Consider the following 24,611-nt stretch of genomic DNA (forward strand, 5'->3'; position numbering starts at 1 on the left):
GGCACGTGTACCCTATAGAAGAGCAGTCCCATAAAGGCAGAACCCGTCGTACCTATTCGCGTGAATTTCGCTCCGATCTGGTCGCACAAAGTCAGCAACTCGGCATGTCGTGCTCCGCACTCGCGATCTCGCACGGCATGAATCCCAATGTACTGCGTCGTTGGATCAAAGAATCTGGGCAGACACCCTCACCGAAGAAGGCAACGCAGCACATTGATACGGTGCCGGCCTTCATCCCGTTGCCAATGGCAGTAACGTCACCTGCGCCCGAGAGCCCCTCGGTGCCGGTGCGCATCGAAGTTCAGCGCAACGGCATCACGATTGCCATTGATTGGCCTGCTGGCCGCCTGGACGACAGCGCCGCCTGGGTGCGGGAGATTTTACGGTGATCCGTATCGACGCCATCTGGCTCGCCATCGAGCCCATGGACATGCGTGCCGGCACCGAGACCGCACTGGCACGTGTGGTCAAGGTCTTCGGCGCCGCACACCCGCACCATGCCTATGTGTTTGCCAATGGCCGAGCCAATCGGATCAAGGTGCTTGTGCATGATGGATTTGGCGTGTGGCTGGCAGCCAGGCGTTTGAACACGGGCCGCTTCGTCTGGCCGCAACGTGGCGTCGGGCAACCATTGCCACTGTCCTCGGAACAACTCGCAGCACTGGTGCTCGGCCTACCTTGGCAACGCCTGGGAGAAGACGCGGTCGTGCGTGTCACCTGAAGGACAATCGGCACGTGCGCCAATAGGCGAGGTCCTCTTGCCCTGGCACAATAGCGCCTATGATCGATCCGACACAACTCCAGTCCATGAGCGCAGAAGAACTGCGTGCACTGGCCGTGCAGTTGATATCGGATGTGCGTCACAAAGAGGCCGTCAACGCGAAGCTCACTCACGAGATCGCGGTACTGCGGCGTTTGCAGTTCGCTGCCAAGAGCGAGAAGTTGCCGCCCGAGCAGCGTAGCTTGCTCGATGAGGCGATCGATGCCGACCTGATCGCCGTCGAACACGAACTCGCGCACATGTCCGGGCAGCCGCCGCGCGAGACCGAGGCGAACAAGCCGCGCCGCGCGGCGCTCCCAGCAGCATTGCCGCGCGTCGTTTTACACCACGAACCCGAGTCAACGCTGTGCCAGTGCGGCTGCCAACTCAAACGCATTGGCGAGGATGTTGTCAAACGAACTAAAGTTGGTACGAAATTGTACTAAAGTCGAGACTTTTTCGATTCGGCAACGCAATCGGAGGGAGTGAGCCTTATGTCACAACGGTTTTCGGTCAATTGACGTAAAGATGAAACTCTTCGGAACAATCGATGATCGCACGGAGCTCGTATGACTTCACTCCACGAGCCACTGGGATTCACTGGGTTCAGTTGGTCACGAGCCACAGCACTTCTTGTACTTCCTCCCCGATCCACATGGGCATGGATCGTTTCTGCCCATCTTCGGTTCGTTCTTCACGGGCACAAGGATGTGCTCGCCCGCCGTCTTCATGAACGTGTCGCGATGCGCGAAACACTCGAAACATCGCGGATGCTGCTGACAGAATGCGGCCCAGAGTTGGGCGAGATGCATAGCGGACGAAGTTCGAAGGCCGAGGAAAGATCATCATATTTGACGGTGACCATGACTTTGTCTTCATCTGGATGCTTTTGCTTTTTGCGGGGACCGCTGCGTCGCAGGCGAGCGTGTGGGCGATTTTTGCGAGGCGGTTGAGCGGATCGCTTTCGGCGTATCTCCACGCGCTTTGCCAGCCGGTTTTGTGGCAGCGATGGATTTGACTACCGCCCTGGGCGTCGCCTCTTTGCCTTTCGAGGTCGATTTTGCGCTCGATGCCGGTTTCTCTGGCGGCGATGGTTTGGCAACCCGGTCCGTTCGCGGGGCGGACTGCCTGCCTGTCCGTTTGCGGGTGACAGGTGGTGCGGCGAGCGGCCCGGTGTCAATCTCGATACCGAAGACGTCGCCCAGGGCCGCGTCCTTGAGGACCTTGCCCGACGCGGGCGCGGTTCCCGCTGCGGACAATCCGGCCCCCGTGCTGCTGATGAGATCGGTGGCATCCACACCCCGCAGCGTGAAGAGCAGTTCGGGCTGCTGGTCGAGCCGTGCGCCTACGCCATACAGCACTGCGGCAACATGCTTGCACATCGACGCCCAGTCCGGGCAGCCGCAATCGAACCGGATTTCTTTCGGTGTCGGAAACAGTCCCGTGCCTAGCTTGCAAATCCGTTCCATTACCGCACCCGAGAGCTTGCCCTGCAGCAGCTCGACCATGGAATCGATCGATGACGTACAGCCGTCGACCAGCGTACGCCAGTGTTGAGGGGTGCACGCGGCGACGTCGACATTGACCGTGTAGAGGCTCGAGCCCATGACCTGCGCATGGACTTTTCCTGAAGTGATCTGCAAATCGACCACCGATCCGTTGCGCACGTAGGTGCGCCCGCGCGGCAAGCGGTTACCGTAGTCGCTGTAGCCCTCCAGATTATCGCACCACGTCTTGCCCCAGAAGGTTTTCGCGATGGCGCCGCGATACGGCGGGATCGGCGACAGTGTCTTGCCGGCCTTGACGGTTTTCGCGACCAGCTTTGCAGCTTTTCGTCGGCGCTCAGCCACCGGAACGTAAGGTTTCCACCCACCGTAATAACCCATTGGACTCACTCTTTGTGATCAGTTTTCCTGAGCGGAATGTATATCGAGCCTGACGAGATCCAGCAACTCCCGATCGCTCATTTCAGTGAGCAGCAGCTCCGCTCCGCCTTCGAGCACATCCGTCACCAACTGTTGTTTCGTTTCGATCAACTGGTCGATCCGATCCTCAACGGTGCCCCGGCAGACGAACTTGTGCACCAGCACGTTGCGGCGCTGGCCGATGCGAAAGGCCCGGTCTGTCGCCTGATTTTCTACGGCCGGATTCCACCAGCGATCGAAATGAATCACGTGGGAAGCCGCAGTCAGATTCAGCCCCGCTCCCCCTGCCTTGAGCGACAGCACAAAGAAGGGCGTCAATTCGTCTTCCTGAAATTGCCTGACCAGTTCGCGCCGCTTGCCGACAGGGGTGCCGCCATGCAGGATCAAACCTTCGCGGCCAAACAGTGATCCCAAAAATGCGGCCAGGGGCTCGGTGGTTTCGCGAAACTGAGTGAATACCAGTACCTTCTCCTGCTTCGCGGCAATCACCTCGACCAGTTCCCGCAGACGCGCAAATTTACCACTGGCCTCAGGCTTCCATGCCGCATCGCCGAGCCACTGGGACGGATGGTTGCATATCTGCTTGAAACGCATCAGGTAGCTCAATACGAGCCCTTTGCGCTCAATGCCTTCTGCCCCGTCGAGCGCAGCGGCCAGGTCATTGACCGCGCGCTCGTACAGCGCGGCCTGAAACGGGCTCAGGTGGCACCAGGCCTTAAGCTCGGTTTTTTCAGGGAGATCGGCAATGACGTTCCTGTCCGTCTTCAGGCGGCGCAGGATGTATGGTCGCACAAGCGAGCGAAGCGGACCGAAGTGTCCGGCTTTCGCGAGACGCTTGCTGAATCCGGCAAAATCCTTCGCCGAGCCCAGCAGGCCCGGATGCGTGAAATCGAAGATGGACCACAAGTCCGAGAGGCGGTTTTCGACAGGGGTGCCGGTCAGGGCGATGCGCGCCTGAGCCTGAAGCTTCTTGACCTGCCGGGTTTGCCTAGCCGCGGGGTTCTTGATGGCCTGTGCTTCGTCGATGATCGCAAGACGCCAACGGATCCTCTCGAGCGCAGGCTGGCGAAGCAGCGCGCCGAAACTGGTGATGACGAGGTCGGTTTGGGCGAGCTTCGCCTCATCGAGGTCGCGCAGGACCTCGGTGGGCGTGACGGAGGGGTGGGCGACTAAGACACGCAGACCGGGCGCAAACCGTTCGGCTTCCCAGGCCCAGTTGGCCAGCAGGGAGGCCGGCGCGACGAGCAGGCTTGGCTGCGGAGCGGGCTGTTCGCGCTTCAGGATCAGGAGCAGCGCGAGGACCTGGATCGTTTTGCCGAGCCCCATGTCGTCTGCCAGACACGCGCCCAGTTCGAGGCGGCTGAGCAGGTAGAGCCACTGCACGCCCGCCTGCTGGTAAGGCCGAAGCTGCGTGCGCAGCCCGGGGCCGGGTTCGACGTGCGCCAGGCCTTGCGGCTGACGCAGGTTCTGAAGGGTTTCGGCCAGCCAGGATCCGGCGACGACTTGTGCCCAGTCGTGCTCTTCCTGCACATCGGCCTCATCGCCCGATACGCCGGCCAGCAGGCGTAGCGCGTCGTTGAATGGCAGCCCCGATTGTGCGGCCCGCCCGAGATCTTCGAAGCGTTGCAGAAGACGGCCGAGCCTATGGGTATCCACCTCGATCCAGCGTCCTCGGATCCACTGTAGACCGTCGGCACCCTTCAGCAGTGTCCGTACTTCGGCGGGGCTTAATAGTTCGCCCTCGAGCGAGACCGCGACGTTGAAATCAAGCAAGGCATCCTTGCCGACGAGCGACGGCGGTTTCGTGCCCACGCTGGCCGTGACGCCCGGCCTCGCGGGACGACCCGTCGTCCACGTACCGGGTAGCCGGACAATGATGCCGGCGGCCTCGAGTGCCGGCAAATCCTGGAGCAGGTGCCAGGCCTCGGTGGGCGTCCAGCGCAACGGATGATAGATCTCGCGCGACTCAAGCAACGCGCGCACCCAGTCGCAGCGTTCGGCCGCCTGCTGAACAGGACCCAGCAGCGAAAGAAGCTGTGCCTTGTTGCGCGCGCCGGAGAATTCCTCGAGCGAGCGCGACAGGGGCTGATGCTGGGTCTTGCCATGCGCCGAGACGCGCGTCGTATAGGTGGCCAGAAAGGCGAAGGGGGCGTCCGGGTCTTTCCGGTTCTCGGCAAGATTGAAGTGAACCCGGCCCACCAGATTCCAGGTGGGGTGACGCGATTTGAGAAATGCCTGAAGCGAGCCACCCGCGCTGGCCAGCTCCTGGCGCAGGGCGTTGCCGATCTCGCGCCACAGTGCCGCGAGCACTTCCGGCGTGAGATATTCGGCGCCCGTCATGGGCGGCGCATCCTCGATCATCTTTCCGATGTCCTTGGCGTTCGGTTCGATGACTGCGATGTTCCCGTCGGTGAGCGTCGTGCATAACACGGTGACGTAACGCATGGCAAAGTCCCGCCACCAGCCCCAGGCGGGGGCAATGCCCGCCCGATTACTGTGCTGCCGAGATGGAGCAGGCCGTGGCCTGCTCCGGCCTGGAAAGCGCGGTCGAGCGCGATGTCTTCCGGCACGGGGGGCGCATCGGTTTGCGGCATAGCAAGAAGATGACCTGCGGGCGTAACGGTGGGAGCAAGATGATCCGTATTGATCGAAGACATGATGATCGAAGGGGCAGGTTTCACTGCAAATCAGACTGTGTCCGCGGTTTCCCGATGCAACGCCCGAAGGCCTCAGCGAACTGCCGGGAGCGCCTGAGGTCGTCTGCGCGCAGGTACATCGAGGTCGTTGAGATGGACGAATGGCGCAGGTTCTCACGTACGCTCGTCAGCTCCGCGCCGCGACCGAGTGCGTGAGTCGCATGCGTGTGGCGCATCCAGTGCGGACTCGCGCGGCGCAGTTTTTCTGCCAGGAGCGGATGCTCTCCCTCAAGTACGCCAGCGGCTTCCCTAAAAAACCGGCGCATGACGCGCCACAGATGCGCGCCCGTAATACCTGCGTCCTCATGCTCGCCAAGGCCGGCGAGGATTGGAGTGGCCGGGTTCCAGCGCTCCCGTGAGACCGGCAGGCTTCGTTCAAGCAGATATTGATCAAGCGCATCGGTGGCCAGCGGCGGTAACGTCACCCTGCCGGGTTTGCTGCCTTTGCCAATGAGGTGAAGCCAGGGGTCGCCGTGCCCGTCAGGACGGATGTCGCGCAGCACGGCACCGACGAGTTCGCTTGCTCGCAGGCCCGTCGCGTAGCCGAAGTCGAGCAGGAAGCGCAGCCTCCGTGCAGCAGGCGCGGACCAGCCATACGACCATTCGAGACCGTCTGCAATGGCCCGCAGCAGCAGCCACTCGCCTTCGGTGAAGCCGCGCGCAGTGTCGAGCTCGGGGCGCAGGGCTGTACCGCGCACCTTGATGCCGGCAAAGGGGTTGGCCAGTACGTAGCGCTGCTCGATGAGCCATCGATACAGCGCCGAGAGGACCGTGAGTGCGTAGGCGGTCGAGCGCGCCGACAGGCCGCCCGTGAAGGGGCGCCATTCGACAGAATCGCGCGGGCGCGGCGGACCAACCCACCGCTCACGTGGCGAGGGGCGCCGTACAAACGTCCGGTATGCAATCGCGTCATCAGTTGTTAGCGACGAGAACGCGCGGCCCCGCTCAACGAGGGCCCAGAGAATCAGGCGCTCGGCTTCCTTGCGGTAGGCGCGCTGCGTCGTGACGGTCTCGTGCAGCGCGAGCCACGCCTGCACGGCTTCGTAGTCGTTCGTGGCATTGAGCGTGCAGGTCTCGCGCGGGGCGCCGCGCAACGTGCCCTGCGAACCGTCGACTTCATGCGGCAGCCGTAGCTGCTCCCACGGCGCGATACCGGCTGGGTGCGTAAGCGTGATCAATGCGCGGGCACGCTCAGTCAAGGCTGGGCGCGCCGCGAAAAACGCTTCGATGGCCCGAGCGCTGCTCGCTCCGAGCCCCCTGATCCTGGTCCACCACTGGCGCCGGCGGGGAATGCGTACCGTCAGATCCGTGAGTGTGCGGATGCCGTGAGCATGCAGCGCCCGCACTGTGCGCGGCGCAAACCACAGCGCGACGTCGTCAGTCACTTGCGGTTGCGGCAAAGGCAACGAGCCAAGCATCCTGATCGTGCGCTCGACCGTGTCCGCCCGAGCGTGTCGTTGTGTGGTCGTATGCTCGAAGACGGCTGCCAGATCGGGGCGATGCCGGCTATGCGCAAAGGCAATCAGTTGCCGGCGGATGTCGCCTATGAGACCCCTCGACGATTCCCCTGCCGCCCTGCGCCCGCCCAGGTAGCGGGCCATGGCTGCGCGCGAGGACAGGCCTGCGTACCAGGCGCGAAGCATGGCGAGCTCGTCGACATCGGGGAAACCCTGCCCTGCGGGCTCCTGGGGGTGACGCGTTTCGATGGTGTTAACTTTTCATCCAAAAAATGAATAACGCGATAACGTGAATTATCTCACTACATCGATTTCTTCGAAATTTTTTCGAGTGTAACAGGATGGTGTACCGTCCTGAAAAGGCGAGTGCAGGCGCGCCAGTTCTGCCGGTCGCATGAGTAGCGCGTGAAACAGATATTTTTCTCGGGCACGCATGAACCGCACGATGCGCGTCCACGCGCGGGCGGATCTGGCCAGATCGTGCGCCAGCCACGCGGACATCTGCTCCCTCCACTGCTCAGGAGGACATTCAGCGGGACGGTGTGGTGCATGGGCCAGCCACCCGGTCAGGCCCATGGCCGGCATGTGGGGCTCGCGTTCTGGTGCGAATGTGCGCGAGAAGCCGTACCAACTGATTGACCAGCCCAGCGCCGTGGCCAGATCGGCATTCACGTCCTGGGTGTGGATGACCATCGCGCCGTAGCGGTCTGGCAGGGGTAGACGCGTCAGGGCAATCCGGCAGGTATCCCCAAAGAGGTCGCGACCGACATGCTTCAGAACCCGCTCGTATTCCCGAAAATCGTTATCAAAATGCGGCCAGTCGGCGCTGGCCCAGGCAATCACTTCCGCTCCGCTGCCTTCGCCTGGTGACGGAGCAGGTCGGATTTTTTCAACCATGTCGAGCTCGACGCGATACCGCCCGGATAGCTCCACAAGTGAGGGGGGCGGTACATCGTAAAGCCGGTTCAGCATCTGGATGCAGCGGGCTAGTCCTGTCATCCGGATCTCGATGCCTGCAGCCCGTTGACGCGCGACTTTTCCGGTGGCGGGAGCACATGACGGAAACGGCGTGGCGATGACCGGCATCATCGCATCGGCGAGATGGATCTGCCAACGTTTGAAGATTCGGGCCAGTCGGCCTTTGACGGGTACGCAGCGGCCGGCGGGACGATTGAGTTGCCGCACCCAGAACGTGCCGCAGTGGGAGCACGATAAAGGGTGCCTTGTCAGACTGCTGTCGAGCGCATACGGTATGACCGCCGCGCATTTGTGGCAGCCACTGCGCAAGCGGGACCCATGTGTCGGGCATCGTTCGACGAATCGCCACTGAAACCACGCCGCGTGAAACCCCTGTTCAAGACACCCGGGACAATAGCGCAATTCGGTGGCCGCCCATGTCAGTGCCGGGTGGGCCGAGGGCAGACAGAATCCGTTCGGCACGGCCGCCTCCGCAATCTCAAGCAGGCTACAAAGTCGGGAGGGAACAAACCGGTCGGCACGCCGAAAATCCACGCCCCCACTACTGGCTTCACTGGCGCGTACGGCAACGAGGCTTGCCAGCGCGTGCAGCGGCAGCCGGTTGAACAGCGAGAATTTCGACACCCGCATCCACATGGATTCGCCATCGCTGCTCCAGTCGGGACGGGTCGTATAGCGCGCCTGGTCAATATGCGTAGGCAACACCAGCGGTTGCCAGGCGTGATCGCTCCAGTCGGGCGGTATAGCGACCGTGGTAGTCATGACGCGAGGCTCAGCGCGGTGTGATGGCGGACAGTATCGGCCGACCTGCCTTTTGCCCCAGCACATAACGACTTTGTTCGACCATCTCGTTCCAGAAGAGCGTGTCGAACTTCAGGGTTTCGCTGTCGCGGGATGAACCGAGCAGGAGCGCGGCTTCGACCGAGGCGGTGAAGTATTTCATGGGCACATCCACCGGGCCTTCCAGATTCGCCTTGATGTGTGCGTCCTCGAATGCATCCCACAAACGGGTTGCAGATTCTGCCAGACGCAGCCCCGCTGCGTACGCCCTGGGAACGAAGAATCGCGCATAGCTCCAGCCCGAGTTCGCGGGACATTCGCCGCTGTCATAGGTCGCGAGAACGGCCGCACATTCGGCTGCACTGACAATACCCCGAAACGCGAGCTCCTCGACCATGAATCGCGCTACAATCTGCTGCTTGTCCTGCGCCTGGAAGACAGACTTCTGTGCGAGCAACTGCGGTTGCCCCACTAGAAAAGTGAACAGCCGCAACGCGTTGCTCTCCATCTCATCGTGCAGGTCACGCAGCCATTCGTATTCGATTTCACGCAGGTTCTGCGCTTCGTCTGCGAACAGGATGACACGATCGTCCCCCTTGTTCTCGGCCACCTGTCGCAGCTTGTGCAGCAGACGCCCACGCAGTGCCGCCCGGGACGCACCGCTTTGCGCGGGATGCTTGACGGCATGCAACAGTGCCGAAAAGAAGTTGTTCTCGGAGGCCGTTTGTGAGCGCGGGCAGCGCAACACATACACGGAGGTTTTCGGATATCGCCGTTCAAGATCCTGGCGCAGGAATTCGATGGCGTAAGTCTTCCCGATACGGGGGCGACCGTGAATCAGAGCCCCGGTGATGTAGAGAAACAGACATTCATCGATGAGCTTGCGAAAGGCAGCGATGGAGGGCGTGGGAACCCGATACTTGCGCCGGAAAAGCGGATGTTCGTCGTAGGCGATGGGACGGCGAATGTCGTCGGACATGCAGGTTCTCCCTGTCAGCGGTTTTGTACCTTCAGATCCCCCAGATCAACGGGCATTACCACGACATCTGCCTGGCGACAACGCGTGGGCGTCTGGGACGCAACCGCCGACGCGCTATCCGGCCCGTCATCTGCGGGCTGCTGCGAAAGTTGCATGATGGCAGTGGCCTGTTTGCGGCCGCGTTTTCTGATGTTACGCTGGGCTTCGGAGAACACCTGTACCGGATTCTGCTCGCCGGCAAACTTGAGCTTGCCCAGCCGCCGCTGTCGCAGGATATGCTTGCGCACCCGCATGGTATGCCGGCTGTAGCGCCAGCCCTCAAGAACGCTGAGATGGCCGAGCTCGGCACCGTTGGGCAAATAGGCCCACGCCTCGCGCATGTCGGCAGGATTCGGATAGACGCGAATTTTTTCACCGCTGAGCCCGGCCGTGCGCTGCAGGACCTCGTTGCTGTACCTCGCGCCGTAAAGGCTGATATAGGGCGCGACGCCACGTGCCACGCTGCCTCGTACCGCGCACAGATGAACCGGTTGCAATTGGTGCAGCCGGGCGCGCAGCAACTGGGGCAACGTACGCACGGCAGTCTGCTGATAGTCGATGGCCAGTTGCAGCGCTTCCAGCGGCGTGCGTCCGTTCAGGCCGTCGTGTGGCGTTGCGTGATAGTTCGCGATGGTCACATCCAGCAACTCCTCGAGCTCGGGCAGGGTGATCAGCTGTTCCACGGTTACGCGTCTGCCGCGCTTGCCCGCCGGATCCTCCGAGTTGCGACCGGTGGTGCCAACCACCTGTCTGGACATGCGGTCCGTCAGCGTCAGGAAAAAACGCTCGATGAAGGGTCGTGTCGTTGGTTGCCCGACAGGCCCGGCTTCCAGCCGGCAACCGATGAACCTGCAGGCCGGAAGGAAAGTTTCCTCGCTCAAGTGTGCCGCCGCGTTATCGACTTTCAGGACATCCCAGCATGCGCCGGCGACTTCCGGGCAGGCTTCCGACGCGAAACCGGCCCCCGGACGATAGGTCAGCCCGGTAATGAGTAGCTGGTCACGTTTGCGGCGTGGACGCAGTGCGTCCTGCATCGCCGCAAGTACATCGTGGTGGTTGTATTCGGGCGCGGGCACGACCTGCCAGCCTAGCACGATGCGGGTGCAGACATCGATCAGCGTAACTACAAACAAACGCTCCGTTTCAAGATCGACGCTGATGCCGGAGGGTTCAGTAAAACGAACCCTCAGCCGCAGGTCCAGCTTGTGGCCATCCAGTTCAACCACGGAAAACGGACGGATGGTGGTTTCCCAGGCGCACTCGCGACTGTCCATGCGTCGTACCGGTACCCTCGCTTCGAGGCGGCGTTTCACCCAGCGCGCCAATGACCGGTATCCCATCTCATCCTGGCTGAAGGGATAGGCCTGTGTGCCCAGACCGGCTTCCCGGCAGGCGGCGATCAGCTTTGACTGAATATTTCGTAGCCCATAGAGCCTTCCGTTCTTTGCAATACCTAGCGTACCAGCACCGACTTCGCGCTCCAGAATCTGGGCCAGTTGAGGCAGCCGTTCGAACAACTGCCCCAAGGCGCCAGTAAGACCCCCGCGCTGTGAGCGCCGAATCGCTGGCGCAATACGGCGGTAGCTTTTCGTTCGGGAATGCGGAATGAGCGCGCGAAAGCCCTGGATCCTGCCATCGGGATGGGGCGCAAGACACCGCTTCAGAAGCCGCGTCAGTGTGCTCCGGTTGATGTCGAACTGCCGCTTCAGCTCGGCAGGCGGCGTGCCACGCAGGTACGCCTGGATGGCACCTTCGCGTTTCTGGTAGACCAGTAGGCGAGCAGGATCAATTGCCGATGGATCGACCCCGGGCCACGCGCTGCAATCTGCCAGTTGTTCGGGAATGTCACTGCGCATCATGCGTTTGCTCACGATGATATCGGTTCACCCGTGTGTGCCGGCTGAACGCAAGCGTGACCAGATCTGGACTGATGAGCTGACCGCCATGCAGTCCGGCGATGACCGCCGTTCGGACAAGCACCGGGTCGATACGGGGAAAGCCCTGTTCCGCTTCATCCACTGTCGCGGAACGTTCAAAAAACTCGACGACGTTCGCGAGCAATGTAGGTTCGATCAAATGTGCACCTGTCGCCAGATAGGGAAGCAATAGCATCCAGTTTTGGATCCAGATGCGATGACGTTCGATTTCCTTCGTGGAAATGATTTCGACATCTGGCGCGGACCGGCCGGTTAGCGCGGCGGGTTGCGGTTTGTGTGCTTCGTCCTGTGCGTCGGCACTATCATCAACGCTCAGCCACCGCTCCCTGCCGTCACGCATGATCCAGAAGTCAGCTAACGGCTCCGTCACGGCCTCGACGGATAGTGCAGGCCGCTCACAGTAGCTCGATACCCCGGGATTTGCCTCAAGAATGATCCACAGGCGAAGCTGCATTACCGAGGAGAAAAGAATCGGACGTCGCAGTTTTGGTGCCCAGGCATGATGGAGGGTCTGTCTGGGAAGGCGCCGAATGGGCAAGGGAATCGGGCTGGTCATGACATAAAGTTGGAACGTCCAGAATGCTTCAACTTTAGTTCAATTTCATGCGAAGTTCCAACTTTAAGTCAATCAAAATTGACACAAAATTGGAACTCAGACCGGAGAGTTGCCTGTCTGGCGCGGGTTTCAGTCCAGATCAAGGTTCCATGTTTAGTTCGTTTGACAGATGTCAGCGAGAAGGGTTCTGGTGCAAATAGGTAAGAGTGTTGAGAATGTTCTTACATGTAGGATATCTGATCAAGAAGACAGAACTGCATTCCATACGGCAGGCAGAGCGGCATCCTTGAGGACGAGTTTGATCAGATCGAACTGGACCTTGCGAATGCGATGCATCAATTCGATGCCTGAAATCGTTACCACGGCATTTCTGAACCGCTTGAAGCCGAGCATCACGTGCGTTCTGGACTTGATGTTTCGATGGTCCTGCTCAATCATATTGTTCAGATACTTCGAGGATCGGACCTTCGTGTGTTCAGGCAGCATGCCATCGGCCTTCATCTCCCGCACCGCGCGGTGCGAGGCAGCGTAACCATCGAGCGTGATAGTCTCTGGTGGCTTTCCCTGATGCTTGATCGCCTTGCGAAAAAAGGCTTTGGCTGCTGCGACATCGCGTTTGGTCCCGAGTAAGAAGTCCACCGTCTGGCCATCTCGATCGACAGCCCGGTACAGGTAGACCCATCTGCCACGAATCTTTATATAGGTTTCGTCGACTCGCCACGAGCCACCCGAAGGGATCGCGAATCGGTTCCAGCGTTTAACGAACTCTGGGGTAAAGCGTTTCACCCAGCGCATGATGGTGGTGTGAGCCAGCGATAAACCGCGCTCAGCCATCATTTCCACCAGATCGCGTAGGCTGAGCTTGTAACGAAGGTACCAGCGAACACACAGAATGATGATTTCGCGATCAAAATGTCGGCCATCAAACAGCCCGCTCTGACCTTTTGGCTTACTCATCAGCGTTCACGTGATTGTTAGGGTCAATACTTTAACCGATTCGCACCGCCTATTTGCACCAGAACCTTCACGAGCGTCGACGTGCCTTCCGCGGCTGCCGCGCACAGCGCAAAATTCTCGGTCGTCGTCACAGATGCATAGTCCAGCCAGTGATCGTTCGCGGCCATCTGTGCGTCGTTGCTCACAATCAACGCATCGTCGGTGCGCGCCACTCGGGCGCCGAACCGCTCGAATACTTCCACATGTGGGTCGATCTCGCGCACGCCGAGCGTGCATCCCTTCACGTCGCTCTCGAGCCGCGCCACACCGAAACGCGCGAGAAGCGGCGGTACCAACATGATCGACGAGCGCATTTCCTCGGGGAGCCTGTGCGTGGCCGGATCGAATGCGGTCGCGCGGTGATGCAGCTCAAGAATACCGGTCGAATAATTCACCGACACTTCGCTACCGAGCAAGCGAAATATGTCGAGAATCTTTAGGACGTCGGTGATCTCCGGTATTCCGATGAGGCGCACTGGTTGATCTGTGAGCAGGGTCGCACAGAGGATCGGCAGGACAGCGTTCTTGTTAGCGGAAGGATTAATTTCCCCGCGCAGTGGCGAGCCACCGTGGACGATCAGGTTGGACATGTTAGGAACGTTTGGAGATAGGTGGACGTGGGTCGTTATGATGCCATTACAGAAGGGTGCACGGCAGCAGCTTACGCTGGGTGCGACGGCGAGGGTGCAACCGTTAAGTCGCTCATTTCGGTCATTGGCTGCCCGAGTGCCGAGGGACCGTTCAGGCCGACTGGCTGCCGACTGCAGTATCGCAGCGAACTTCCCGATCTTCGGCCATTTGCGTCACTCGCTAGCTACTCTCCCAGCGACCACTGACGGACAGACAATAGTCCCCCACTGATCGAAACAGGGTACGGCTCTGGAAATCTTCTGGCCGCTAACCGGCACTTACTACGGTCGCTGTAGAGGTGCAGAGAGCTATGGGACGCACTTTGAATGAGAAAAACCCGACATTTCCCCGCGGCACCTACATGTTTTGGGATGCTAATTAATTTTATGTTAAATAGTATAGGAATATTAATTTTATACATCACTGAAGATTTTCGACATGTCACATCATAATCTTACCCAGCAACAACAACTTGACTTTATTAACAGGTGTGAATGGTGCGCAAAAGCCGCCCTAGCCATTGCAAATGGTGAAGGCGTCTGGAGAGCGGACGCGCCAACCGATGAGGATTTAGAGTATGCAACCGCCCTGTACAAATCAAAAAAGCAAGGGGCTGCTCTAGGCACAAACACCCGGACCCAACGATTGAGAGCGCAATGACAACGGTTCTCGTAGTGAAGGGCCTCGAACAAGGTAAGCGAGAATTTCTATCATAAGTCTTTTAGTTATGAAAGTGCCGCCGCTTATTGCTAATTAACGCAGTAAGGCCAGATTTTTCTTGTGCTAATCTTAGCGGCCATCTGCGATCCGGACGATCCGCAATGGCTACCCTCTAACGCACCGTGTACCCGCGCTTTTCCGGCCAACGACCGCTAACGTGACAATGCCCGAATTTATCGAACCATCGCCGTATCGATTCGTAGCTGACGATCACGCCGCGCTCGAGCAATAATTCCTTTATGTCGCGCAAGCTCAGCGAGAAGCGAAAGTACCAGCGCACCGCAAGGCTGATGACGGCAGGTGGGAAACGATGGCCGCCGTAGATAGACGAGGTTTTCCTGTGCCAAACTTACCCGAACGCCTCGACAACGTGACAATTCAGTTCGATCTGACCAAACTCGGTATCGAAGATGCCGCTCTGCCTGCCGTATGGAATGCAGTCGTCTCTGCTTGATAAGATATCCTACAGGTAAGAAAGTTCTCAACACTCTTACCTATTTGCACCACAACCGTCACGCCGCTATTGAAGCGTCGTGAGTCGAGCTGATTTTCCGTAAGCGCGAATTTCACCATGAAAATTCGGGACCGTACACCTAGCATCGTAGGGGAAAGGTGTAACTCAGTTTCTCTTTAGCTTCGAGGTAGCGATCGAGGTAGTCAGCCGGCACATCGTTGAACGCCGAGACACGCCCATCTGGTGCAACATATTCCGTATAGACGTTCCTCGTTCCAGCAGCTTGATCCCACACGTCACCGTTATTTCGTAACCCCCGAATAATCGACTCGGCAGCTTCGGGGCCTGCCGGGCGCTTCACTCTCATCTTCGTGAAGCGATCCATTCGAGAATTATCGGCTGGGCTTGCGGAAAGTGCTTCGGAAAGTGCTTCGTTGGGTTCGGGCGGCCCGGGGGGCGTGGTGAAAAGACGAATTGGCTCGGTGGTATTAATCCGCTCGCCGTATGTATAAACCTTTTTGATCATTGTCCAGGGGTCAACCACGACCGCGTGATTACCGACTTCCCGGTCCCGCCAATCACCTATGATGACGTAGTGGTGGTCTTCATTCGATTCCTTGACCTGAAACACTGGCATGGTGCGATGCATCTGACGAAGCTCCGCCGCTGACAGTCGACGATGTTCGCCGCAGCTGCCGCCGCCCATTTCCTTGACCGTCTTGATTTCCTCGGCCTCGTTGGCGCAGTGCCCACCCTTGATTATGTCACGCGCGAGCTTCATTCGCGTCCAACTCCGCCCCCCGCTCGACCAGATAGCCGCTTCTTGATTGGCGGGTCCATCCGGGAAGGTTTCATAGCCAGTCTTTTTGACCACTCGGCTAGCGACGCCCATAGCTTCGAAGATCTTTTTGGATACAGCGAGCCGACTAGGCGCGGAATCACCCACGATCGCATCAAGTCGAGAATCTCTCACATCAGAAAGTGGCGAATACTCCTGCACGACTGACGAACGTGATGAACTGGATCTGTTGAGAGGCATTTTTCAAAATCTGCTATCGGGGCGAGATAGGGAAACGCTGATCTAGGTTGTGCAATCAGACATGAGTTTCTTCAGTTTCATCCTAGAACCTTCCGCATACACATCCGACATTTTAAAATAGTCAAAACTAAATCAGCTTGTCCGTACTTTGGAGCAATCTAGCGATTGCGCTGTGCCCTATAGCGAAATCTTGAGTCCCAAGACGAAATTGACGCGCCCGCCCAACCCTTGAGTACGCATCTGGTTCTGTCGCAAGAACGAGCTGCGGTAAGATTCTCGGATGAAAAATCTGCCAGAAACGCCGGTGAAAATTGAACGAATTTCACGAAAGACGTTGCCGGGTTCTGTCGCAATAAGAGACCGTTTCAAAAAGACTGCTCGGCACGTCTGAAGATGTTCCAGCATACGAGCGGGCAACCAAGTTTAAGGAATACCTCGTGAATGTCGGCTCGACGCTCGAAGCGAATGCGAAGACGACGAAAATTGTGCAGCCATGCGTGCGTACGCTCGACTACCCAGCGGAATTTGCCGAGTCCGCTGCCGTGTTCGGTACGGCGCCTGGCGATCACCGGTTCGATATCGCGCGCACGAAGCCGCTCGCGATGCGGCTCGCAGTCGTATCCACGATCTGCGTAGATGACTTTGGGCTTGCGAAGCGGTCGACCGCGTACGCCGGGAATGGGCGGGATAGCGTCGATGAGCGGCAGCAACTGGGTAACGTCGTTGCGATTCGGGCCAGTCAGGATGGCACTGACGGGGAAGCCATTGGCATCGACGAGGATGTGATGCTTCGAACCTGGTCGCGAGCGATCGGTGGGGTTCGGGCCAGCTTTTTGCCCGCCCCAACGGCTCGCACCGAAGATGAATCGACCGCCGCTCGTGAGAAATCGAGTTCGCCGAGCTCGCGTAACTTCGCCAGCAGCAGTGCGTGCAACGCGCTCCACACGCCGGCCCTTTGCCAGTCGCGCAAACGCCTCCGGCAGGTCGGCCCAGAGCCGAATCCGAGTTTGGTCGAGAGGTCGCACCAGCGTATCCCGGTCTTGAATACGAACAAGATGCAGTTCAGTGCAGCCCGGTTGGAAACCGGGAGCCGTCCTGAGTATTTCTTGCGGCGTGGCTTTGGCGGGGGCAGCAAAGGTTCTATCAATGCCCACAGTTCGTCATCAATGATCGGTGCACCCATCCCCCTGGTTCCAGTTTTTCAGACGACCAAGGTTAACAGTTTGCCGAAAAGGTTAACAGCCCCCTCGCGGTCTTTTTGAAACGGCCTCTTAGAGGCGACAGTCACCGACCAGTTGAACCGCGTCATCACGGACCGGGGTAGCCGGTCGCCTGCATTTTGGGATTAGGCTTTTTCGTTCAGAGTAAAGCTGGCTAGGCTACAACTATCTCCGCTCCACGTGCTCATCTGCCGTTGAACGGTAGCCAGCGGAATGACTGCGCAGGCCGGGGAACCGCCGTCGACCGGAGGAGGTTCAGACCGCTTTCGGTGTGCCACCGACGCTCGAATGTCCACCAGCGTCATCGGGTGAACGTCGTTTCCAGGCCGATATCGGATAATCTACAGAGAATTGTTGAAGCGCGTCCGCTGGGGCTGGGAACGGCCACGAAGAGACGCTCGCGTCGTTTCATCGAACGGCTGCTCATCGGCCATGGTTGGACATTGTGATATCTCTGCGATTCGGCAAGCATCAACCTCCTGTCGGAGACGTATGCCCCAGTACGGCTGCGATCGCAAGAATGGCCAGCATGGCGAGCGCCTCGACGAACAGCAACGCGTGGAAGCGCTCCTGTGTGGCCATAACAGCAGAGCCGTCCTGATGCGCCTGCGCGCGAAGTTCGGGAAGAACCACCAGCCGGTTCCAGCCACCCAATCCCACGGCCGCAGCGACGCACACGAGCTTCGCGGCAAGTATCCGGCCCCAGGGCATCGTGAAGAGCCGCACGTCTGCCTGCCCGGTGTCCTGCATCACGTTGTATAAACCGGTGACCAGCACGACGACGAGCGCAGCCGTCGCCAGGTACGATAGCTCACCGCAGAAAGCTGCCATTCTTTCGGTCGTTGCGTGAGCGGTCGTTGAGCGTCGGAGCATAATTGCGGCGACGATCACGCTACCGGCCCACAGTGCTGTCGCGCACAGATGTGCGACATGGATGGCTTCACGCGCCGATAAGTCGCCCGCATCGGCCGCGTGGCTGGCCGCGGCCTTGCCCGCGGCCCAAGCGACCAGGCCCGCGATGAACAGCGGCAGCCCGCGACGGTCGGAAAGTCGGCTCAGCGTCGCCAGCAGCGCACCGACGAACCCCACCGACCACGCAACCCCGTAGTGCGATTGCGTGAGCACGGCAATGACAGCGGCGCCTGCATCGGCAAGTGGCGAGCCGCTCATTACGGCTGCCTGCAGCCACAGGTACGCGAGGGTCGTGAGTGCCAACACCATCGAGAGACCCGCCTGCCAGCCGCGCAGTGCGGTCGGCGCGCCGATACCGCTGCGGCTCCCCACTGCCTCGCAAGCCAGGGAACCGGCTGCCGTCGCGAATAGCACGTTCTGCACGGCTGCTACGGCGATCTGCGTGGCGACGAGCGGCTCCACGGTCACTTCACCGTAAACTGGTAGTGCCCCTGCGTGCGATGCCCGTCCGCAGCGACAGCCACCCATGCAACCGTATAGACGCCTGGCGTCAACGGAGTGAGGCCCACCGACATGCGCTTGTTGTCGTTCGCATCGACCTTGGCTTTCTCGCGGATAACGGACTTGCCCTGCGCGTCTTTCACGTCGATGGAACTGAACGCGGGCTCAAGCCCGTCGTCGAAGTCGATCACGACGGCGTTGAGCGTGGCCGGCGCGGTCGATCCCGCGGGCGGTTCCTGATGCTTCGGATAAGCGTGCGCCCACGCGAGGGGGGCGGTCAGCAACGCGACCGTGGCGACAGTCGTGCGCAAAGTAGCGAGTTTCATGGCGGTATTCCGTGTGTGAATGTGCGGGCTTACTGGAAAAGTGGCTTGCCGATCGTGCGCGGCGCGACATCGTCGAAGAAGATGTGTACCTGCGCGAGGATGCCGACGTGCGACCCGCTTGCCCGGTTGATCGGTATCTGCGCTTCGATGCCGAGCTGGCCGTAGCGGTTCATCCAGATGAAGCCGGGGTTGACAGTTCCCGTTGTTTGTCCCTGGCTTCTCGACAGGGGCACTTCGACCAGGGGGATCAGGTTGGACAACGGCTGCGGCAAGCCGAGGTCGTGCACGTGCTGCTGGAGGTAGGGCAGGCTGTACTGAAACGTGAAGCCGTAGTCGAACGAGTTCGGCTGGCCGCTGCCCGTCGTGAACGATGGCCCCGCCTCGCCGGTGATGGCGACGGGCCGCAGCCACGCGAGCGAGTCGGGCAGGTCGCCCATGCCCTTGCCGGCGAAGATCGTGGGTGAGATCGTCGAGAAGTTGGCGGCGATCGCGCGGCTGCCCGTGTCGCCGAGTTCGGCGTTCACGCCCACTGACGTCATGAACTCATGCGCGTCGTTCACGTAGAGCAAGTACTTCAGGCCCACGCCGAAGTTGTCGAAACCGCGCGCCGTCGGGTTGTTCTGCATGACGTAGCTGCCGTCCACGGAGAAGGCGAGCCGCGGCGTGATGAGCTTGTCGTACTCGAAGCTAAAGCTGTTGATACTTTGGTCGCCGACGTCGCCCGGCACACGCTGGTGCCCGAATTCGAGGTTGGCTTCGTCGCCAACGCCTGGGTCGTCGACGGAAAGCGTGGAGGGAAATACGCGGTCGCCCGCGATGGCGTGCGCATGACCAGGGGAAGCATGGGCCAGGCAGGCAATGGTGGCCAGCAGCGCGCAGCGTGCCGGGGGCGCATAGCGACTGATAAAGGTTCGCATATTGGTTATCTCCAGTTGTCGTTCGATGCTGTGGCGCAGAAGCGCGACAAGCTGCCGCTTGCGGCAAGCGCAAAGCGGCAGATTTGCAAGTCATAAACGGGATCAGGAGAAGACCGGGGGCGCCCTGGGTTGCGCTACCGTGTGGATTACACCAGCACGAACGGCGACCGACGCAACGGTGACCGGCATCGTCTTTGCGGCGAGCGGTGCGGCGAGCCCAGCCGCGGTGCCGGGCAGCGTCGGGACATGCCCGACCACGCTGCAATAAGCGCAGGCCTGCCAATGCGGAGCAACTCCGTGCGCAGGCTTGCTGTCATGTGTCGACGACCCAACTTTGTCATCGGCTGAGCAATAGGTAGCCAGCGCATCACTGAGACGGTGATGCGACGCGAGCACCTGCGAGACCACCGGCGCGAGCGTCACCAACAGGATTGCAAGCAATCCCAGCAGGCAGCCAAGGCGATGGAGGCGAACGCGGTACATGGCGCGCGTATTAAATGGAAAGCGGAGGCTATGGATTATGCCACGCCAGGGAAATGATCCTCCGCTGTGATCCAGCGGATTATCCGAGCCCGAAAATAGAAGCAATGCGAAAGCATTCGGGGACGCTTACTGAATCCGTACGCCCCACGAAGCAATCGACTTTTCGGTATCAGCGATGTATAAGCGCATCTGGCCATGCCTAAACACGGACACTGCGGGAAGCCGGTGAGATTCCGGCGCGGTCGCGCCACTGTATCGGGGGAAGCCGAATATCGGTCACTTTCCCGGAGCCAGACCTCTCAGTGTCATCCTTCACCCTGACACGGAACGCGATAATTCCGGGAGTTTCACGATGCTTGACCATCTACGCCAGATTTTCAACGACTCGGACTCGAAAGTCCGCAGCAAGTTGTTCGGCATTTACGGCGTGCTCATCGCCATCAACGTACTCGCGTGGGTGTGGGCACTCGTTGCCTTTCACGCGTACCCCGTTCTGCTTGGGACGGCCTTGCTCGCGTATGGCTTCGGGCTACGTCATGCCGTCGACGCCGACCACATTGCGGCCATCGACAACGTGACGCGCAAGCTGATGCAGGAAAGGAAGCGCCCCGTCGCCGTTGGCTTCTTCTTTTCGCTCGGCCATTCGACAGTGGTAGTGCTCGCCGCAGTTGCCGTCGCACTGACAACGTCTGCCCTTCAGGGACGGTTCGACAACTTCAAGGAAATTGGCGGAATAGTCAGCACGCTCGTTTCGGCATTCTTCCTTTTCGCACTCGCGCTCATGAACTTCCTGATCCTGCGCGGCATCTTTCGCGCGTGGAAGCATGTCCGCGCAGGCGGCTCGTATATCGATGACGACTTCGATATGCTTCTCGCAAACCGGGGGCTCATTGCCCGCCTCTTCCGCCCGCTTTTTCGCCTCGTGACGCATGGCTGGCACATGTATCCAATCGGATTCCTGTTCGGTCTCGGTTTCGATACCGCAACCGAAATCAGTCTGCTCGGCATCGCAGCGACTCAGGCAGCAAAGGGCCTTTCGCCGTGGGCCATCATGGTCTTTCCGGTACTCTTTAGCGCAGGGATGTCCCTCGTCGACACGCTCGACGGCCATCTGATGCTGGGTGCCTATGGTTGGGCCTACGAGAAACCCTTGCGTAAGATCTACTACAACATGACGATCACACTCGTTTCGATTGTGGTCGCAGTGGTGATCGGCGGTATTGAGGCACTCGGACTGCTCGCAGACCAGTTCGCTCTGAAAGGTCCAGTGTGGAACGCAATTGGTTCGCTCAACGACAACTTCGGCACGCTCGGCTACATCATCATTGGCATCTTTGTGCTGAGCTGGATAGCCTCGCTCATCATTTACAGAATGAGGCGTCTTGACGAGGTGCAGACGAGTCAGCAAGTCTGATCGGACTCATGCCGCAGGTGAACGAAGGTGCCTCCGCGCTCTAGTTGCCTCCAAGTCACACGATAAACCATGTGGCTCGACGGGCAGCCTTTCGCAGCTGCCGGGCGAAAAGCACAGGGACGGCGCGCCGGTGTTTGGTTGGTTTATAGAACCGCTTCGTTAACGAAGGTGAGTCCGCATTGATGGTTCGAGTGCCCGGTCTGCGCAGGCAAACGGCCGCCGCATCAGGAGGCTGGATAAAACCGCTCAGGGTCGATAAGCGACCGCCGTCCGCGATTTTCACCTGCCATATCATTAACGACCGCTTGCTAGCCCGCTTTAGACATTGGTAGCGCTCACACTGAGCGACCGTTTCGGCCGAATAGCTGTCGACTGCAGTATCGCAGTGAACTGCCGGATCCCCGGCCATTTGCGTCACTCGCTACCTACTCCCCCAGCGACCGCTGACGGACAGACAGACAAACAAAGGTCAGCTGGCGTCCGAAATAGGGTACGGCTCAGAATTTCTTTTGACCGCTAACCGGCGCTCGTTACGGTGGCTGCAAAGGTGCAGATAGCTACTGGACGGGGTCCGTTTGAGGAAAACCAGACATTACTAAAAATTTTCTACACCAAAAGGATTGCTAAAATATAATTATGTTAAATCAGATACATCGAAATTGGAGGGTTACATTTCCCAACGAGCCTGCACGGCCGGGGGTTAGTTGCAGATCAACGGCCTGTACTTTTTTCCCTTCCCTGGCGCAGAAGTCGCTCGCTTCTTTGTTTACCTCGGACGCGGCAGACGCTGAAATACCACCGCCGAATTTTGCCGTATTCTTAGAAATCATAAACCTGTCATTATCGAGAGGAACGACGCCAGAGCTAGCGCAGCTAGCGAGGAAAGCTAACAGAACCAATGATAAACGCTTCAAAGGATAAGCCTCGATTAAGTTGCTTGATGCTGGTGGAAAACGGTACACCAAATGAACTGTCATGGCGCAGATGACCCGGTTTTCCGATTTACAGCCCGGGCTTAGGATCAGTATTACCAAAAACAGACTTGAACGGCAGTTTGTATTTTTCCTTTGCTGCCAGCAGGTATTTGCCAGCGGTCTCGGGATGCGAAGTAAGGCGTTCGAATTCCACGCGGCATAATACTATGCAAAAAATTTATTTTTATCTTTATCGTAATGCCTAAATGAATAGTCTTTTAGATTTTCACGATTAATGCTATAGAGATTTTGTCGTAATAACGCGCTTTCGTATTCTGGAGATCCAAATTGAACTATGCGATCCCTGAAACAAAATCTGACTCCGCGCATGGGAAACCTGTTTAGATGGCCGCACTATCCACCGGGTTCTGGTGCAAATAGGTAAGATTGTTGAGAACGTAATTATATGTAGGATATCTGATCAAAAAGACAGAGCAGCACTCCATACGGAAGGCAGAGCGGCATCCTTGAGGACGAGTTTGATCAGATCGAACTGGCTCTTGCGAATGCGATGCATCAATTCGATGCCTGAAATCGTTACCACGGCATTTCTGAACCGCTTGAAGCCGAGCATCACGTGCGTTCTGGACTTGATGTTTCGATGGTCCTGCTCAATCATATTGTTCAGATACTTCGAGGATCGGACCTTCGTGTATTCGGGTAGCAGGCCATCGGCCTTCCTCTCCCGCACCGCGCGGTGCGAGGCAGCGTAACCATCGAGCGTGATAGTCTCTGGTGGCTGCCCCTGGTGCATGATCGCCTTGCGAAAAAAGGCTTCGGCTGCTGCGACATCGCGTTTGGCCCTGAAGAAGTCCACCGTCTGGCCATCTCGATCGACAGCCCGGTACAGGTAGAACCATTTGCCACGAATCCTCATATACGTCTCATCAACCCGCCACGAGCCGCCCGCAGGGATCGCGATGCGGTTCCAGCGTTCAACCAGCTCCGGGATAAAGCGCATGATGGTGGTATGAGCCAGCGATAAACCGCGCTCGGCCATCATTTCCACCAGATCGCGCCGGCTGAGCTTGTAGCGAGGTACCAGCGCACGCACAGAATGATGATTTCGCGATCAAAATGTCGGCCATCAAACAGCCCGCTCTGACCTTTTGGCTTGCCCATCAGCGATAACCTGATTGTTAGGTTCAATACTTTAACCGATTCGCACCGCCTATTTGCACCAGAACCATAAGAACTGAGTGGTGGAAAAAACGCCTATATGTATAGTATTAGTTATACAACTAAGGAGTTGAATTGCTGAGCGGGCGAGAGTGCCTTATCGCAGCCGTTCATCTGACCTTTGCGAATCATGTGCATGATCTCGATTCCACCAAGGATGATGCGCGCGCAGCGAAAACTCTTAAAGCCCATCATGGGCCGAGTGCGACGTTTGATCGCGCGGTGATCCTGTTCGACAAGGTTGTTTAGATACTTGTGCTGGCGAATTTTGATCGGTATTTCCCGCTTGGCATTGATCGCTTTGAGCGCGGCGAGGTTCGATCCGCTCTATCGATCGTCACGGTCTCGGGTTCGCGGTTTACCGCGATTGCCTTCTCGAAATAAGCCTGCGCGGCAGCCTTGTTCCGGCGGGCTCGTAGCAGAAAATCAACCGTGTTACCGGCTTTGTCGACAGCCCGGTACAGATATCGCCACTCCCCCCGATTCGAACGTAGGTCTCGTCCATCCTCCAGCTTCTGCCCACCGTGCGTTTGCACCGCCGGAACGCTTTTTTCAGTAGCGGCAATAGTTTGATCATCCAGCGATGAACGGTCGAATGGTCCACAGCAATCCCACGCTCTGCCATCATCTCTTCGAGATGCCGTAAGCTCAACGGATACGCAACATACCAACGCACACACAGGAGCATCACGTCCAGCGGATAGTGGAGCCGTTTAAACACTTTCGACATCGCCGCAGT

The 24,611-nt window shown here is 58.9% G+C and carries 20 protein-coding genes and 5 pseudogenes; 5 read left to right on the top strand and 20 right to left on the bottom strand.

Annotated features, from left to right (window positions below):
• The first annotated feature begins 5 nt into the window (after window positions 1–5).
• From SJQ66_RS29045 to SJQ66_RS29055, 3 genes are read left to right on the top strand one after another with little or no spacing between them, the layout of a single operon-like run.
• A complete protein-coding gene (locus SJQ66_RS29045) occupies window positions 6–389 on the top strand; it encodes a transposase (RefSeq protein ID WP_320534852.1) in 384 nt (127 codons plus the stop codon).
• Complete coding sequence (tnpB, locus tag SJQ66_RS29050; RefSeq protein ID WP_176026082.1) at window positions 386–721, top strand: IS66 family insertion sequence element accessory protein TnpB; 336 nt, start codon at window positions 386–388, stop codon at window positions 719–721. The genes SJQ66_RS29045 and tnpB overlap by 4 nt, the downstream gene beginning before the upstream one ends.
• A gap of 59 nt (window positions 722–780) precedes the next feature.
• Window positions 781–1,206 (top strand): IS66 family transposase, encoded by a 426-nt coding sequence (locus tag SJQ66_RS29055; RefSeq protein ID WP_320534853.1) that lies wholly within the window; start codon window positions 781–783, stop codon window positions 1,204–1,206.
• 168 nt (window positions 1,207–1,374) lie between these two features.
• On the opposite strand, the pseudogene SJQ66_RS29060 reads toward SJQ66_RS29055, so the two are convergent.
• The 11 genes and pseudogenes from SJQ66_RS29060 to SJQ66_RS29110 all read right to left on the bottom strand — a co-directional run.
• Window positions 1,375–1,461 (bottom strand): annotated as a pseudogene (locus SJQ66_RS29060) (SEC-C metal-binding domain-containing protein); the annotation flags it as partial.
• Window positions 1,462–1,635: 174 nt separating this feature from the next.
• On the bottom strand, window positions 1,636–2,646 hold the full coding sequence (locus SJQ66_RS29065; RefSeq protein WP_320533906.1) for a hypothetical protein: 1,011 nt from the start codon (window positions 2,644–2,646) through the stop codon (window positions 1,636–1,638).
• A gap of 18 nt (window positions 2,647–2,664) precedes the next feature.
• A complete protein-coding gene (locus SJQ66_RS29070; protein ID WP_320534854.1) occupies window positions 2,665–5,130 on the bottom strand; it encodes a DEAD/DEAH box helicase in 2,466 nt (821 codons plus the stop codon).
• 232 nt (window positions 5,131–5,362) lie between these two features.
• Window positions 5,363–7,024, bottom strand: coding sequence for a site-specific integrase (locus SJQ66_RS29075; RefSeq protein WP_320533907.1), 1,662 nt, complete (start codon window positions 7,022–7,024; stop codon window positions 5,363–5,365).
• 108 nt (window positions 7,025–7,132) lie between these two features.
• The gene (locus SJQ66_RS29080) at window positions 7,133–8,578 is read right to left on the bottom strand and encodes a hypothetical protein (RefSeq protein WP_320533908.1); all 1,446 of its coding nucleotides are present in this window, start codon (window positions 8,576–8,578) and stop codon (window positions 7,133–7,135) included.
• Between the two features lie 10 nt (window positions 8,579–8,588).
• A complete protein-coding gene (locus SJQ66_RS29085; protein ID WP_320533909.1) occupies window positions 8,589–9,575 on the bottom strand; it encodes an ATP-binding protein in 987 nt (328 codons plus the stop codon).
• A 14-nt stretch (window positions 9,576–9,589) separates the two neighbouring features.
• Complete coding sequence (locus tag SJQ66_RS29090) at window positions 9,590–11,485, bottom strand: integrase (RefSeq protein WP_320533910.1); 1,896 nt, start codon at window positions 11,483–11,485, stop codon at window positions 9,590–9,592.
• Complete coding sequence (locus SJQ66_RS29095; protein ID WP_320533911.1) at window positions 11,460–12,107, bottom strand: hypothetical protein; 648 nt, start codon at window positions 12,105–12,107, stop codon at window positions 11,460–11,462. Before SJQ66_RS29095 ends, SJQ66_RS29090 begins: the two co-directional genes overlap by 26 nt.
• Before the next feature lie 240 nt (window positions 12,108–12,347).
• Entirely contained in the window at window positions 12,348–13,064 is a 717-nt protein-coding gene (locus SJQ66_RS29100; RefSeq protein WP_320534855.1) for an IS6 family transposase, read from the bottom strand.
• A gap of 68 nt (window positions 13,065–13,132) precedes the next feature.
• Window positions 13,133–13,693 (bottom strand): annotated as a pseudogene (locus SJQ66_RS29105) (UDP-N-acetylglucosamine 1-carboxyvinyltransferase); the annotation flags it as partial.
• A gap of 926 nt (window positions 13,694–14,619) precedes the next feature.
• Window positions 14,620–14,778, bottom strand: a pseudogene (locus SJQ66_RS29110) (IS6 family transposase); the annotation flags it as partial.
• Between SJQ66_RS29110 and SJQ66_RS29115 the strand changes: the two are divergent.
• On the top strand, window positions 14,764–14,907 hold the full coding sequence (locus SJQ66_RS29115; protein ID WP_320534856.1) for a hypothetical protein: 144 nt from the start codon (window positions 14,764–14,766) through the stop codon (window positions 14,905–14,907). The pseudogene SJQ66_RS29110 and the gene SJQ66_RS29115 overlap by 15 nt on opposite strands.
• A 139-nt stretch (window positions 14,908–15,046) precedes the next feature.
• On the opposite strand, the gene SJQ66_RS29120 is transcribed toward SJQ66_RS29115, so the two are convergent.
• From SJQ66_RS29120 to SJQ66_RS29150, 7 genes and pseudogenes are all read right to left on the bottom strand, one after another.
• Window positions 15,047–15,688, bottom strand: coding sequence for a hypothetical protein (locus tag SJQ66_RS29120; RefSeq protein ID WP_320534857.1), 642 nt, complete (start codon window positions 15,686–15,688; stop codon window positions 15,047–15,049).
• A gap of 623 nt (window positions 15,689–16,311) precedes the next feature.
• Complete coding sequence (locus tag SJQ66_RS29125; RefSeq protein WP_320534858.1) at window positions 16,312–16,971, bottom strand: IS5 family transposase; 660 nt, start codon at window positions 16,969–16,971, stop codon at window positions 16,312–16,314.
• Window positions 16,935–17,129: pseudogene (locus SJQ66_RS29130) on the bottom strand (transposase); the annotation flags it as partial. The gene SJQ66_RS29125 and the pseudogene SJQ66_RS29130, both read right to left, overlap by 37 nt.
• 508 nt (window positions 17,130–17,637) lie before the next feature.
• Window positions 17,638–18,540: a CopD family protein gene (locus SJQ66_RS29135; protein ID WP_320534859.1), complete on the bottom strand. Its 903-nt coding sequence runs from the start codon at window positions 18,538–18,540 to the stop codon at window positions 17,638–17,640.
• 2 nt (window positions 18,541–18,542) lie between these two features.
• Complete coding sequence (locus SJQ66_RS29140) at window positions 18,543–18,905, bottom strand: copper resistance protein CopC (RefSeq protein ID WP_320534860.1); 363 nt, start codon at window positions 18,903–18,905, stop codon at window positions 18,543–18,545.
• Between the two features lie 29 nt (window positions 18,906–18,934).
• Entirely contained in the window at window positions 18,935–19,822 is an 888-nt protein-coding gene (locus tag SJQ66_RS29145) for a hypothetical protein (RefSeq protein ID WP_253466781.1), read from the bottom strand.
• A gap of 102 nt (window positions 19,823–19,924) precedes the next feature.
• A complete protein-coding gene (locus SJQ66_RS29150) occupies window positions 19,925–20,305 on the bottom strand; it encodes a DUF2946 family protein (RefSeq protein WP_024906170.1) in 381 nt (126 codons plus the stop codon).
• A 352-nt stretch (window positions 20,306–20,657) separates the two neighbouring features.
• Between SJQ66_RS29150 and SJQ66_RS29155 the strand changes: the two genes are divergently transcribed.
• The gene (locus SJQ66_RS29155; protein WP_320534861.1) at window positions 20,658–21,719 is read left to right on the top strand and encodes a HoxN/HupN/NixA family nickel/cobalt transporter; all 1,062 of its coding nucleotides are present in this window, start codon (window positions 20,658–20,660) and stop codon (window positions 21,717–21,719) included.
• A gap of 1,395 nt (window positions 21,720–23,114) precedes the next feature.
• Here SJQ66_RS29155 and SJQ66_RS29160 read toward each other — a convergent pair.
• Both SJQ66_RS29160 and SJQ66_RS29165 read right to left on the bottom strand, forming a co-directional pair.
• A protein-coding gene (locus SJQ66_RS29160; protein ID WP_320534862.1) for an IS6 family transposase occupies window positions 23,115–23,815 on the bottom strand; the annotation gives its coding sequence in 2 pieces (ribosomal slippage) (window positions 23,115–23,728 and window positions 23,728–23,815; 702 coding nt in all).
• 111 nt (window positions 23,816–23,926) lie between these two features.
• Window positions 23,927–24,602: pseudogene (locus SJQ66_RS29165) on the bottom strand (IS6 family transposase).
• Between the last annotated feature and the right edge of the window lie 9 nt (window positions 24,603–24,611).

The sequence above is a fragment of the Robbsia andropogonis genome (genome assembly GCF_034047095.1).
In the GTDB taxonomy this organism is placed as follows: domain Bacteria; phylum Pseudomonadota; class Gammaproteobacteria; order Burkholderiales; family Burkholderiaceae; genus Robbsia; species Robbsia andropogonis.